This is a genomic window from Skermanella aerolata KACC 11604 (assembly GCF_000936425.1).
Classification (GTDB): domain Bacteria; phylum Pseudomonadota; class Alphaproteobacteria; order Azospirillales; family Azospirillaceae; genus Skermanella; species Skermanella aerolata.
Genome location: NZ_AVFK01000081.1, coordinates 1 through 12,436 on the forward strand (window position 1 = coordinate 1; position 12,436 = coordinate 12,436).

A 12,436-nucleotide genomic window follows, 5' to 3' on the forward strand; every position below is an offset into this window, starting at 1 on the left:
ATCGCCGAGTGGCTGGGCGACAAGCGCCTGTCCCGCGTGACCACCGCCTTTTCCCGAGTCGCGGGCCGCGATTATGTGCAGGACTATATCCGGCGGGACGCCGAGGCGCTGCGGGCGATGATCGCACAGGGCGCACAGATCATGGTCTGCGGCGGGCGCAACATGGCCGATGGCGTCAGGTCGGCGCTGGAAGACGTTCTGGCCCCGCTGAGCCTGACCCCGACGACGCTGAAAGCGCAAGGAAGGTATGCCGAAGATGTCTATTGAGACGACCCGCTACGCCCTGAACGGGCCGACGATGGGAACACGCTGGTCGGCGCTGGTCCATGCCCCGGCCTCGATCGATCCCGATGGGCTGCGCGCCGCCCTCGCGAGGGCGGTGGACGAGATCGACTACCAAATGTCCACCTGGAAGACCGACAGCGACCTGATGCGGATGAACGCGGCACACCCAGGCCTGTGGGTCGATCTGCCGCCAGCACTGATGCGGGTGCTGGGCAAGGGGCTGGAGATCGGCCGTGCCTCGAATGGGGCCTTCGACATCGGACTGGGCGACCTGACCAACGCCTGGGGCTTCGGCCCCCAGGCGGCGGACGCCGGGGCGATCCGTGCCCATCTGGGCCAAGTCCGCCTTCCCGCCCATGACCTGCTGGAACTGGACGCCGAAGGGTACCGCGCCCGCAAGCACGGAAACCTGCAACTGGACCTGTCGGGTATCGCCAAAGGCTATGGCGTGGATCGGATGATGGCGGTGATCGAGAGGTTCGGGATCGCATCGGCCCTTGTCGGCCTTGACGGCGAGCTGCGCGCGAAAGGTGTCCGGGCCGATGGCAGGCTTTGGACCGTCGCAATCGAAAAGCCCGATTACGAGATGCGCGCCCCGATTTCCGTGCTGACGCTTCAGGATGCGGCGGTCGCGACCTCGGGCGACTATCGTCACTGGGTCGATGCCGGGCAGATGCGCCTGTCCCACACGATGGACGCTCGCACCGGCGGACCCTTGAACAACCGCGTGGCATCGGTCACGGTGCTGGCCGACACCTGCATGGAGGCCGATGCCTGGGCCACGGCGCTGATGGTTATGGGCGAGGCCGATGGCGCCGCCTTTGCTGATGCCAAGGGATTGAATGCACTTTACATCCTGCGCACCAGGAGTGGCCTTGTGCAGCACCGGATCGGAGCAGTCTTCTGCTCCGGGATATAGCTGGATGCGGCAGCGCCCGTCTGACGGGATCAAAATCTCACTACGCGCATGGCAGTACAAGATTATTGGATTTCTCCGCAGTGAAGCAGGAAAGTTCCAAAATCACCTGAACTTTTGCTCATCCCGCCCGCCCATCCACACGGGGACCCAGCAGGATAGGAACATACTCAACCAGGTAGAGGACGAAAGCTGATGCCCATAGCAAGCCGGACAATCCGATTGCGGGAACCTGGAACTCCGGCACGGCGATCGGACCGAAAACCCGGACGATCGCCGCAAGGTTGATGATGGTGAAAGCGGCGATCATCATGCGGGTCGCCTCGATTGGGCGTCCAGTATGGCCGCGGGCGGTGCGGGCCATCATGCCCAGGGTTAGGACACCGATGCCGCCGATGGTAAAAGCATGGTCGGGAGCGCTGGCCGGCAGGTCGAGTCCGAAATCCAACGCCGCGTGCAGGAAAAGCGCCGCCGCGATCCAGGCGTGGCCGGCGTGCAGCACCCAGAGCATCGGGACGCTGCGCGCTGCCAAGGGTCTCCACGGTATCGAGCGTACTACCAGCAACACCGCTGCGGCGAGTGCGGCGAGACCGCTCGCCGGTGTCAGTGGCGATGCGACGGAAAGCACGGCAGCCAGGACGACTGTAGTCGTAGCGAGGGTATCCAGCCTTTTGCTGCCGCCGACACCGGCCGCAGGCAATCGGTTTTTGGTGAAAAACGGAATTACCCGCCCACCCATAACCACCAGGAGCACCATCATAGCCCCCAATACCGTGCGGGTGGCTTCCGCCCCGAGCAGGGCAATGCCGGCCGCGTCCAGGTGCAGGGCGAGGTTCGCCAGTGCCAGGGCAATCAGCACGAACGGGAAAGCGATGTTGCGCCGGTTCCGGGTCGCCACCAGAGGCGGCAGCATGGATGCGGCGGCAAGCGGCAGGAAGGCGACATCCACCGCGGCAACCACCTGCCAGGGCAAGACGGCACCTGACAGCATGACTGCGCGACCGGCCAGCCAAAGGGCCGCCAGTCCGGCCAACGGCAAGCCGGTGGCCGTCGGCCGACCCGTCCAGTTGGGGATTGCGGTCAACAGGAAGCCCACCAGGACAGCCGAGGTAAAGCCGAACAGCATCTCGTGGGTATGCCAGCCGACCGGACTAAAGCCGCTGGGGATGGTGAAGTGTCCGTGCCAGGCCATGACCCACAGCGGGATCCAGGCGGCGGCGAGGCCAGCTGCGAGCAGGTAGAACGGCCGGAAACCCAGGGCGAATAGAATTGAGGGCTGGCGCTGAGAGGGCGTGGTAGTGGTCGGATGGGTCACGGGCGGGACCTCGGAAACAGTGACGGGTTCGAGGCCCTATCATCCATCAGGCAAAGAACGTAGGGCTTGATCGCGATCAAGCCAGGCCGAGGTGCGGCCAAGCCTGCTCAATCTGCCGAACAAGGCTCCAGCAGGCTGTTTTTGATGTAGTGCTCAAGAGCCTGTACCGTGACCGCCGCCTCACGGCCCTCGCCGAGAATACGTCGGCCCGATTGCCTGGCCCCGGCCGGTTGAAAGGCCATGACATAAACGACAGTGTTCTTTTCGGGATGGTCAGTCTGTCGAACTTCCCGGCGACCCGTCGGAGAGGCGATGTAGGTTCCGATCTCAGTCACACCGGTGAAAGTGTCGCATCCTGGATCGTAGGTGAAGTTAATCATTCTTCATCCCGGAGTTATCGATCTCGTTGTGACGAACACCATAAACCAGTGGAATAACGCCAGACAAGAGGAACCGGCAGATCCCAAGCACCTCGACCTCAAGAATGGCCCAAGCCTCCATCCCGGCCAGGGTCGAGTGCCTTACGGCAAGATATTTTCCCCAAAACTTTGCTCCAGAGCAAATATTTGAATTTATGCAGTGTGCAGAAGAAGATTAATGGATTATCATGATCAGTTGAGTTTTTATCAAAATTTCGTGTATTCGCTGATAATTATCAAGCCAACATTCTGAAAACAACCAGTGCTACCTCTTTTTCGGTAGTGACCGTCTGCAGGAAAGCTGTAGTTTGAGATTTTAAAATTATGTGCCCGATGGCGTTCAACTGAGGTTAGGTGATGGCCGAACGGTTCACAAAATCAGCCGCCCGCAACATCTTCTACGGCGGCTCCGCATTCTTCTTCGTCACCTTCGTGGCACTGACGATCCACAGCCACTACTACATGCGGACGGTCAGCACCGATGAATCGACGCTGACCGAGGGGGTCGTGCGTGGAAAGCACGTCTGGGAGAAGAACTCCTGCATCAACTGTCACTCGATTCTCGGTGAAGGCGCCTACTTCGCGCCCGAGCTCGGCAATGTCTGGGTCCGCTACGGCGGCCGGGAGGATCCTGAGGGCGCACGGGCGGCTCTTGTTGCGTGGATGCAGTCCCAGCCCAGCGGCATCCAGGGACGGCGCCAGATGCCGCAGTTCAACCTCACCGACCAGGAACTGAACGATCTTTCCGACTTCCTGGAGTGGACCAGCCGCATCAAGACACAGGGCTGGCCGCCGAACGACGCGGGTTGAGGGACGAAGAAACACAAACCTGCAGGAAAAAACGACGCTGGCCGGAGGGGAGCCAACGAATGAAATACGAGACCCAAGGGATCGCCTACTGGTACTTCGTCTGCGCCATGGCGCTGTTCGTCGTCCAGGTGCTGGTCGGGGCGCTGGCGGCAACCGTCTACGCCGTGCCAAACTTCCTGGCAGAAATCCTGCCTTTCAACATCCTGCGCATGATCCACACCAACGCGCTGATCGTCTGGCTTCTTCTGGGATTCTTCGGATCGGCCTACTACCTGATTCCGGAGGAAGCTGAGCGCGACATCGAGAGCCCGATGCTGGCCTATGTTCAGCTGGCAATCCTGATGATCGGCGCGCTGGGCGCCGTGATCGGCTACACGCTCGGTATCCACGAGGGCCGCGAGTTCCTCGAACAACCACTTTGGGTCAAGATCGGCATCGTCATCGCCGCCTTGATCTTCCTTTACAACGTTTCGCTCACCGTGCTGAAGGGCCGCAAGACGGCGGTTGCCAATGTTCTGCTGCTGGGACTGTGGGGCCTCGCCCTGTTTTTCCTGTTCGCTTTCTACAATCCGTCGAACCTTGCGGTTGACAAGCTGTACTGGTGGTATGTCGTCCACCTCTGGGTCGAGGGCGTCTGGGAACTCATCATGGCCTCGGTTCTGGCCTTCCTGGTCATCAAGCTGACCGGCGTCGATCGCGAGGTGGTGGAGAAGTGGCTCTACGCCATCGTTGGAATGGCGCTGTTCTCAGGCCTGCTCGGCACCGGTCACCACTACTACTGGATCGGCGCTCCGGGTTACTGGCAGTGGGTCGGCTCGATCTTCTCGGCCATGGAAGTGGCTCCCTTCTTCGCCATGGTGGTATTCGCCTTCACCATGGCCTGGAAAGGTCGGCGCGACCACCCGAACACGGCCGCCTTCCTGTGGACACTCGGCACCCCGGTGATGGCCTTCTTCGGCGCCGGTGTCTGGGGCTTCATGCACACGTTTTCCTTCGTTAACTACTACTCCCACGGGACCCAGGTGACCGCCGCCCATGGCCATCTCGCCTTTTTCGGCGCCTACGTCATGCTGAACCTGTCGATCATCAGCTACGCCATGCCGCACCTGCGGGGTTATGCACCCTACAACCAGGTGCTCAACATGTGGACGTTCTGGATCATGACCTCGGCGATGGCGTTCATGACCTTCACGCTGACCTTTGCCGGGGTGGTGCAGATCCATCTCCAGCGCGTCATGGGGCTGACCTACATGGAGGTTCAGGAGCAGTTGGCGCTGTTCTACTGGATGCGCCTCGGTTCCGGCATCTTCGTGGTGATCTCGGTGTTGATGTTCGTCTACGCCATGTTCGGTCCCGTTCGTGAGCAGGCGTTGGGACGAACCCGCCCCTCTGTTATGCCGGCCGAGTAATGGCCGGAGTCATGGACAACCCAATGGAAAGAACGGCGGCTTCCGCCGCCGTTCCCTTCTACACGCCGACCGGCAACGAGGTGGCGCTGTTCGAGCATGCCTACCGCAACCGGCTGCCTTTGCTGCTCAAGGGACCGACCGGGTGCGGCAAGACCCGCTTCGTGAGCCATATGGCCGCCCGGCTCGGTCGTTCGATCCACACCGTCTCCTGCCACGACGACCTGACCGCCGCCGACCTGACCGGCCGCTATCTGCTCAAGGGCGGCGACACAGTCTGGGTCGATGGGCCGCTGACCCGAGCCGTCCGCGAGGGCGCCATCTGCTACCTCGACGAGGTCGTCGAGGCACGCAAGGACGTCACCGTCGTGCTCCACCCGCTGACCGACGATCGGCGCCTGCTGCCGCTGGAACGCACCGGCGAACTCCTTGATGCCCCACCAGAGTTCATGCTGGTCGTCTCCTACAATCCTGGTTATCAGAACATCCTGAAATCACTGAAGCCATCGACGCGCCAGCGGTTCGTCGCCATCGAGTTCGGCTTCCCGCTTCCTGATATCGAAACTGCGATCGTCACCCAGGAAAGCGGACTGCCGCGGGAGCGGGTGGCGCCCCTGGTTCGCCTCGGCAATGCACTGCGGGATCTCAAGGGTCAGGATCTCGAGGAAGGCGTCTCGACCCGCCTGCTCGTTTACTGCGCGACATTGATCCACTCCGGCATGAAGTCTGAGGAAGCCATCCTCGCCGCCATGATCGAGCCGCTGACCGACGACGTGGAAGTCAAGAAAGCCCTGCTGAGGGTTGTCGAACTCACGCTGGGATGAGGGGGTGCTACATGGCGTCGTTCTGGGAACCGGAGGAGTTCGTTGGCGGCATATGGCACCGGCTGGTGGGCAGTACCTCGTCATATCCGCGCCACCCGCAAGCCGCTGTTCGCCTTGACGAAATGCGCACCCAGTTGGGCGTGCTGTTTCGGGCGCTTGGCGGCCCCGGTGCCGTCCGTCTCGCTGGGGGCGCTGCCGAGACCTCAGGGCATCGTCTTGGTCTCATCCAGAAGCTCGGCCTTGGAACAGAGAAGGTGGAGCGCGCCCGCTACGACGGCTCCACGCTCCAGCTCCCGGACCACATCGACATCTTTCCCGAGCGCGCGAATAACGCGGCACTGTTCGAGTGGCTCGCTGCCTACTTCGCCCATGCTGAGGCCGCACAAGTTTTTTCGTCTGATCCGCTGCAAGCCGACCTTGCGCGACTGCGTGCGGCCGTTCAAACGACGCAACGCGCGATCTCCGAGTGGCCTGGGCTGAACGCGCTGTACGAGCGGCTCTGCCAGGCACTCCTTCAGGCCAGACCCAATCGCAGGCTTTCCGGACAGGAAGCGGCCGTGGAAGCAATGGTCATCAAGTTGATCGGTGGTGAAGCCAGTCCGGATCCCGAGATGTTGAAGGCTGTTGCAGAAACAACAACCCCACTCGACCGGTTCCGGGCGAAGGCGGGATATCACCCCTTTCTGCCGGTTCCGTTGTGGGGCGAGATAATCAAGTCGCGGGCGGGGACCGCGCCGGCCGAGGGTGACGAGGATGGCGGCGCCGGATCCGAGGGGGATGGCAAGCGTCGCAAGGCATCTCGCCGGGAGAACGACCAGACCCGGCGCGACGACCCGTTGATGCTGAACCGCTTCGAGAAAATCCTGGGCCTTGCGGAGATGGTCAACCTGAACCGCAAGACCGAGGAGGACGACGAGGAAGATGCAAAAAAGGCAGCGGAGGACCTCGATGAGATCTCCCTCGGTCAGCACGAGCGCAAGGTCGCTACCCGGCTGAAGCTGGACCTGGAGCTGAGTGCCGGCGAGGCGGATGTCGAGCCGCTACGGGCTGAGCTGACATATCCCGAGTGGGACTGGAAGCGTCGCCGCCATCATCTCCACCACTGCCGGGTGATCGCCGAGCCAGCCTCTCTGGAAGGCGATGACTGGCGTCCCGATGAGGACGCGCTGCGCCGTATCCGCCTGGTGCGCCGTCAATTCGAGGCGATGCGGCCTCGCCGTCAGATTATGACCGGTCAGCCCGACGGCGATGATCTCGATCTCTCTGCCCTGGTCCGCTCGGTCGCCGACCGACGCGCCGGCGGCATCGGCTCGGAGCGGGTCTACACCGCCGTGCGCAACGTTGCCCGTGATCTCTCGGTCTGTGTCCTGGTGGACGTCTCCCTGTCCACAGACTCTTACGTCGAGGAGCGCCGGGTTCTCGATGTCGAGAAGGAGGCTCTGCTGGCGCTGACGCACGGGCTCTCCGCCTGCGGTGACGAGCACGCGATCCTGACCTTCACGTCCCACCGGCGGCAGCGCGTCGATATCAGGATGGTCAAGGACTTCGAGGAGCGCTTCGGCCCACGCGTCGTCCGCCGCATCCAGGCGCTGAAACCCGGCAGCTACACCCGCATGGGAACCGCTATCCGCCACGCCACGGCGCTGCTGGAGAAGCGGCCGCAAAAACACCGGCTGCTGCTGGTCCTGACCGACGGCAAGCCCAACGACATCGACCACTACGAGGGCCGCTACGCCATCGAGGACACCCGCGTCGCAGTCCAGGAGTCACGGAGGGCCGGTCTCCGGCTGTTCGGCGTCACCGTGGATGCCCAGGGCCGGGACTACTTGCCCTACATCTTCGGACCAGGATCCTACGCCATCTTCCCGCACGTCGCCCGTCTTCCCGCAGCGCTGCCCGCAATCTACCGCCAGCTGACGGGATGAGAGAGCCCGAAGGAGTTTATCATGCACAAGATCGTCGCTTTAGCTCTGCTGGGTCTGACCGCGCTCACAGCACCTGCCTGGTCGCAGGCCAATATCAGGCCCGATCCCGACCCGCGGGTTCCGACGCAGCCGGGCCAGGCACTTCCTCATGAGGACGCCCTGTTCCTCAAGGAAGCGACGCTGGCCAGCCAGGGTCAGGCCGAACTGGGGCGCCTCGCGACCGAGAAAGCCCCGGACGATGAATTTCGTTCGCTTGCCCGACGGATCGCGGAGACCCACGTCAAGCTAACTGGCGACCTGAAAGGCCTGACCGATACCCGCACTCTGCCGCCAGCCGATCAGCTGCGGCCCGAACGCACCGATGCGTTCGGCGCCGCGGGCGCTGTCAGCAACCCGGAGAATGCGCGCGAGGGCATGGCTCAGGAAGCCGTCCAGGCTCTGTCCGGCAAGAGCGGTGAAGAATTTGGCAGGGGCTATGTCGAGGCCCAGCTGCGCCTCCACGACCGCCTGGTTGACCTGTACCAGACCGAGGCCTCACACACGCCGGACCGCCACCTCGCCACCTTCGCGATCACCAGCCTGGTCACCATCCAGAAGGATCGCGACGCGCTGCGGGCCCTGGCCGGGCGGTTCGGGATCGAGGCCGCTCCCGCAGGTCAGGCAATCCAGTATGGCGACCCGACCAAAGCGCGGTGAGGATCATTCAAGGATATCTCGTGCGGTGGAGATGAGGAATGGCAGTTGGAACAGCAGCATCGCCGTGCATTCATCTGGTCGGCGCCGGTCCAGGAGATCCAGACCTGCTCACAGTCAAGGCGTGGAAATTGATCCGGGACGCTGAAGTCATCGTCCATGATTGCCTGGTTTCCCGAGCCGTCCTTGACGGTATACCGAATCATGCGACGCTGATCGATGTTGGCAAGATGCCGGGGCACCACCCGTTTCCTCAGGATAAGATCAATGAGATGCTGGTGGACCTGGCGCGATCCGGCCGGCGTGTCGTGCGCCTTAAGGGCGGTGATCCTTTTATTTTCGGCCGCGGCGGCGAGGAAGCCGATTACCTGGCCCGGCACGGGATTGCCTGCGAGATCGTGCCGGGCATCACGGCCGCCTCGGCCTGCGCCAGTGCGCTCGGGATCCCGCTGACCCACAGGGGCCTTGCCACCGGTGTCCGGTTCATCACCGGCCACTGCCAGAATGGTGAGTTGGAGCATGACTGGCTGGGGCTGGCGGATCCCAAAACCACTCTGGCCGTCTATATGGGATTGGCGAACATAGCGGAAATCGCGGACCGGCTGACCGAGGCCGGATTGCCGGGATCGACTCCCGTGGCGGTGATCTGCGACGGTACTCTGCCCCACCAGACCCACTTGATCGCCTCGCTGGCGACAATCGGCGATCTCGCGGCCATGCTGAACCGGACCGGGCGAGCCTTGTTCGTCATAGGTCAGGTGGTCAACCTCGCGCCCGCAGCGAAACTCATGGAAAAAGAAGCAGCCTTGGCTTGAGTGAAACTCATTCTGGATTCCTCGAAGATGATCATGCGCTCAGGCTGGGATTGAACCGGGGAGCAGACGGGTGGAAATGAAAACGGGAATTCTCGTTCTTCAAGTGCGTGCTGTGCGATGAACCAGATAAGCGTCCGCGCTGTAGATCGCCAGAGCCGTCCAGATCAGCCCGAAGGCGAGTGCGTGGACGCCGGTGAAGGCCTCTTCAAACACCAGCACGCCGATGCCGAGCTGCATGGTGGGTGACAGATACTGCATCAGCCCGATCGTGGACAGCTTCAGCCGCTGGGCAGCGAAGTTGAAGAAGATCAGAGGTATTGCCGTAACGACACCAGCGACGAGCAGGAGGGCTGCCATGCCGGGTGCCGCCAGGGTGAATAGACCTGTGCCCGCTACACCGATCCACAGCAGATAACTGAGCGCGAACGGTGTGAGCAGAGCCGTTTCGATCAGCAGGCCGATCAGGGGATCGATGCCTTCTTTCTTGCGGATCAGCGCGTAGAAACCGAACGTGACAGCCAGGGTCAGTGACACCCACGGCAGGGTGCCAAGATTGACCACCAGGCTGGTCACGCCCAAAATCGCGAGAGAAATTGAGATCCACTGGTTGCGGTTCAACCGTTCTCGCAGGAACACCACTCCCAGAATCACGTTGACCACCGGGTTGATGTAGTAGCCCAGGCTGGTCTGCACGATATGGCCGCTGTTCACGGCCCAGATGAAGATCAGCCAGTTGGTTGTAATCAAAGCCGTTGTTACGATGTAGATGCCCAGCTGGCGCCTGCTCGACAGGGCGCGCGTAACCGCACGCGGACTGCGCATCACGAGAACTATGGCGATCATCATCAGCAACGACCAGACGACCCGGTGGGACAGGATTTCGGGCGGCGTGGCTGGTTGCAGGGCGCGGAACAGCAGGGGCAGGACACCCCACATCAGGAACGCACCCAAAGCGTAGAACACGCCAGAAACGGTTGGATCAATCGGCTTTCGTGCAATAGGGGATGAACCTGAGGATGATGTGGCTGGTATGGGCATTGCGGCGTCCTGACACATTGCTGGATAAACGACAGCGTCTTCCGATCAGAGGATCAGGCAGCCGCAGATGTTCTCGAGCTGAGTTTGGCTTCGAATATCCAGTTGAACTCGGAGCCGGGCTCGCGCGCGACAACTGCGCGGCGGAACAAATTCATGATACCCGCACTGCCGGATCGCTGTGAAGCCTTCATCCCGGACGGTGTTCGATGGATTATCGCGCAGTCCGCTTGAACACGATATTCAGCCGAAGGTCGCGACAAACCCATGCTGGAAAGAATGCGTGGAAAGCCCGATAGGCCTGGTGGCGAAAGCAGGCAGATTATCGGCAGCAGCAGCATTGGTTCTCGTATTCAATCAACACGCCGGCGGCTGTGAGGTCTGTGCATATCCCACGGTATTCCCTTGCTTACCCATTAGGACAGGGCTTCTGGAGCAGCCGATTACATCGAGTACCCCCTATAGGAAGCCAGGCCGAAACCGACTCCCGGATGTTGCACATCCAGTAACAATCCCAAGGAGGGCACGATGGGCAAACTATGGGACTTCTTTACCCGCAACGAAGGCAAGGATGTCGAGGTCACTTCCGACGCCCTGAAGAAGGAAATCACCGAACTCGGCTACAACGGCGACGCCTACGATGTGGGCGTCCAGGACGACACGATCACGATCCGCGGCGAGGCGGGCAGCCAGGAGGAGAAGGAGAAGGTCGTTCTGGCCATGGGCAACGTCAAGGGCGTCAGAAACGTCGATGACTCGATCCTGATCTCCTCCGCCGCGGCGGCCGAGAACCCGGAAAGCCGGCAGGCCCAGGGGGAATCGCGCTTCTACACGGTCCGAAGCGGTGACACCCTGTCAAAGATCGCCCGCGAATTCTATGGCGACGCCAACGCCTACATGAGGATCTTCGAGGCCAACCGGCCGATGCTCAAGAACCCGGACCTGATCTATCCCGGTCAGGCCCTGCGGATTCCGAACTAGGGGTGCTGGAAGCGGCACTGCTGAGCGCCTTGCCAGGTTCATCCAGCGGGCAACCGCCGCAGTCATGACTTCAGCCGTGTACCGCCTCCGTGGCTTTGCCTCGCGGTACATCTTCGCGTCACCCTGCAGGAGCTTTGAACGAAGCCCGATACCCATTGTTAGCTGCGGGGAAAATCAACAGGAGGAACCACCATGGGTATTATTGCCTGGATTGTGCTGGGGCTGATCGCCGGAGCCATCGCCAAATACATCATGCCGGGCCGTGACCCCGGCGGCATCATCGTTACCATCATTCTCGGCATCGTCGGAGCCGTCGTCGGCGGCTTCATCTCGGCAGCGATCTTCGGACGCGGCGTCGAAAGCCTCGACATCATGAGCATCATCATCGCGATCATCGGAGCCGTCATCGTGCTGGCGATCTATCACATGGTCACAAGCCGGCGGGCTACTGGCCCACGGGTCTGATCCCTGACCGAAAATATACAGGAAAGCTGCCGATCCTCGGGTCGGCCTTTCTATGACCGGCCGTCGAGTACGCGTGGTTCGTCTTCGCCGAGCGCCTGCTGGACGTGGCCTTGCCGAGGCGAGCGCTACAAACCGTGAGAGACTGGTAGCCTGGACGGATAAAGGTGGGTGGAACAGGTCGTCACTGCAAAGGCGGCAACTTTCATCGATCGATACCGCAAGGGTATCGTTCTCTTGTTACCGGTAGGCAACAAGTCTTTTCGTTAAGCTTTTTACGCCTGCATGTTGGTTGGCAGCCGCACTTAAGGCCCTGCATTTTTTCGGCCGATCTTCACCTCACGCATCGGTTCTGGAGGGATTGGCCGGTCCAACCGCCGACTGGGGCTGCAGGGAGAAGCGATCCGATCCCGCCGCCGGCTCGCCTTACCTGGGCTCGCTCTCATACTTGTCGATCGAAGCCTTGATGATCCTGGCGGCCTCTTCGGCGTCGCCCCAGCCCTTGATCTTGACCCACTTGCCCTTTTCCAGGTCCTTGTAGTGCTGGAAG

General features: G+C 61.7%; 14 protein-coding genes. 10 read left to right on the plus strand and 4 right to left on the minus strand.

All coding sequences use genetic code 11. The features are described 5' to 3' along the window. Both N826_RS44570 and N826_RS36735 read left to right on the plus strand, forming a co-directional pair. Window positions 1-267, plus strand: a 267-nt coding sequence (locus tag N826_RS44570) for a ferredoxin reductase domain-containing protein (protein WP_044437379.1), incomplete at its 5' end; no start/stop codon positions are given. Then, window positions 257-1,204: an FAD:protein FMN transferase gene (locus N826_RS36735; RefSeq protein WP_244619682.1), complete on the plus strand. Its 948-nt coding sequence runs from the start codon at window positions 257-259 to the stop codon at window positions 1,202-1,204. The genes N826_RS44570 and N826_RS36735, both read left to right, overlap by 11 nt. 118 nt (window positions 1,205-1,322) lie before the next feature. On the opposite strand, the gene N826_RS36740 is transcribed toward N826_RS36735, so the two are convergent. Then, entirely contained in the window at window positions 1,323-2,516 is a 1,194-nt protein-coding gene (locus N826_RS36740) for an NnrS family protein (protein WP_084721506.1), read from the minus strand. 107 nt (window positions 2,517-2,623) lie between these two features. Further along, on the minus strand, window positions 2,624-2,896 hold the full coding sequence (locus N826_RS36745) for a hypothetical protein (RefSeq protein WP_044437383.1): 273 nt from the start codon (window positions 2,894-2,896) through the stop codon (window positions 2,624-2,626). A gap of 396 nt (window positions 2,897-3,292) precedes the next feature. On the opposite strand from N826_RS36745, the gene N826_RS36750 reads away from it, so the two are divergent. The 6 genes from N826_RS36750 to cobA are packed head-to-tail and all read left to right on the plus strand — an operon-like array spanning window position 3,293 to window position 9,408. Beyond that, on the plus strand, window positions 3,293-3,745 hold the full coding sequence (locus tag N826_RS36750) for a c-type cytochrome (protein WP_044437385.1): 453 nt from the start codon (window positions 3,293-3,295) through the stop codon (window positions 3,743-3,745). 59 nt (window positions 3,746-3,804) lie between these two features. Beyond that, window positions 3,805-5,154, plus strand: a complete 1,350-nt coding sequence (locus tag N826_RS36755; RefSeq protein WP_044437387.1) for a cbb3-type cytochrome c oxidase subunit I — start codon at window positions 3,805-3,807, stop codon at window positions 5,152-5,154. 23 nt (window positions 5,155-5,177) lie between these two features. After that, entirely contained in the window at window positions 5,178-5,975 is a 798-nt protein-coding gene (locus tag N826_RS36760; RefSeq protein ID WP_244619683.1) for a CbbQ/NirQ/NorQ/GpvN family protein, read from the plus strand. 11 nt (window positions 5,976-5,986) lie between these two features. Beyond that, window positions 5,987-7,900 carry a nitric oxide reductase activation protein NorD gene (locus N826_RS36765; protein WP_044437389.1) on the plus strand — a complete coding sequence of 638 codons (1,914 nt, stop codon included), beginning with the start codon at window positions 5,987-5,989 and terminating at the stop codon, window positions 7,898-7,900. A 21-nt stretch (window positions 7,901-7,921) separates the two neighbouring features. After that, window positions 7,922-8,596 (plus strand): DUF4142 domain-containing protein, encoded by a 675-nt coding sequence (locus N826_RS36770; RefSeq protein ID WP_044437391.1) that lies wholly within the window; start codon window positions 7,922-7,924, stop codon window positions 8,594-8,596. Between the two features lie 38 nt (window positions 8,597-8,634). Then, entirely contained in the window at window positions 8,635-9,408 is a 774-nt protein-coding gene (gene cobA, locus N826_RS36775) for a uroporphyrinogen-III C-methyltransferase (RefSeq protein WP_044437393.1), read from the plus strand. 99 nt (window positions 9,409-9,507) lie between these two features. Here the strand turns inward: cobA and rarD are convergent, their stop codons facing one another. Further along, window positions 9,508-10,446, minus strand: coding sequence for an EamA family transporter RarD (gene rarD, locus N826_RS36780; RefSeq protein WP_044437401.1), 939 nt, complete (start codon window positions 10,444-10,446; stop codon window positions 9,508-9,510). A 525-nt stretch (window positions 10,447-10,971) separates the two neighbouring features. On the opposite strand from rarD, the gene lysM reads away from it, so the two are divergent. Together lysM and N826_RS36790 are read left to right on the plus strand one after the other, a co-directional pair. Further along, on the plus strand, window positions 10,972-11,424 hold the full coding sequence (lysM, locus tag N826_RS36785; protein WP_044437394.1) for a peptidoglycan-binding protein LysM: 453 nt from the start codon (window positions 10,972-10,974) through the stop codon (window positions 11,422-11,424). A gap of 192 nt (window positions 11,425-11,616) precedes the next feature. Beyond that, a complete protein-coding gene (locus tag N826_RS36790; protein WP_044437395.1) occupies window positions 11,617-11,889 on the plus strand; it encodes a GlsB/YeaQ/YmgE family stress response membrane protein in 273 nt (90 codons plus the stop codon). Window positions 11,890-12,312: 423 nt separating this feature from the next. Here N826_RS36790 and N826_RS36795 read toward each other — a convergent pair. After that, window positions 12,313-12,436 (minus strand): inorganic diphosphatase (locus tag N826_RS36795; protein ID WP_044437396.1); only part of this gene is annotated, 124 nt, incomplete at its 5' end.

Excerpts from the sequence above, each read along its gene's own strand:
- N826_RS36765 (WP_044437389.1), top strand. The coding sequence starts at position 5,987 with ATGGCGTCGTTCTGGGAACCGGAGGAGTTCGTTGGCGGCATATGGCAC.
- cobA (WP_044437393.1), top strand. The coding sequence starts at position 8,635 with ATGGCAGTTGGAACAGCAGCATCGCCGTGCATTCATCTGGTCGGCGCC.
- lysM (WP_044437394.1), top strand. The coding sequence starts at position 10,972 with ATGGGCAAACTATGGGACTTCTTTACCCGCAACGAAGGCAAGGATGTC.
- N826_RS36755 (WP_044437387.1), top strand. The coding sequence starts at position 3,805 with ATGAAATACGAGACCCAAGGGATCGCCTACTGGTACTTCGTCTGCGCC.
- rarD (WP_044437401.1), bottom strand. The coding sequence starts at position 10,446 with ATGCCCATACCAGCCACATCATCCTCAGGTTCATCCCCTATTGCACGA.
- N826_RS36735 (WP_244619682.1), top strand. The coding sequence starts at position 257 with ATGTCTATTGAGACGACCCGCTACGCCCTGAACGGGCCGACGATGGGA.
- N826_RS36770 (WP_044437391.1), top strand. The coding sequence starts at position 7,922 with ATGCACAAGATCGTCGCTTTAGCTCTGCTGGGTCTGACCGCGCTCACA.
- N826_RS36790 (WP_044437395.1), top strand. The coding sequence starts at position 11,617 with ATGGGTATTATTGCCTGGATTGTGCTGGGGCTGATCGCCGGAGCCATC.
- N826_RS36750 (WP_044437385.1), top strand. The coding sequence starts at position 3,293 with ATGGCCGAACGGTTCACAAAATCAGCCGCCCGCAACATCTTCTACGGC.
- N826_RS36760 (WP_244619683.1), top strand. The coding sequence starts at position 5,178 with ATGGAAAGAACGGCGGCTTCCGCCGCCGTTCCCTTCTACACGCCGACC.
- N826_RS36745 (WP_044437383.1), bottom strand. The coding sequence starts at position 2,896 with ATGATTAACTTCACCTACGATCCAGGATGCGACACTTTCACCGGTGTG.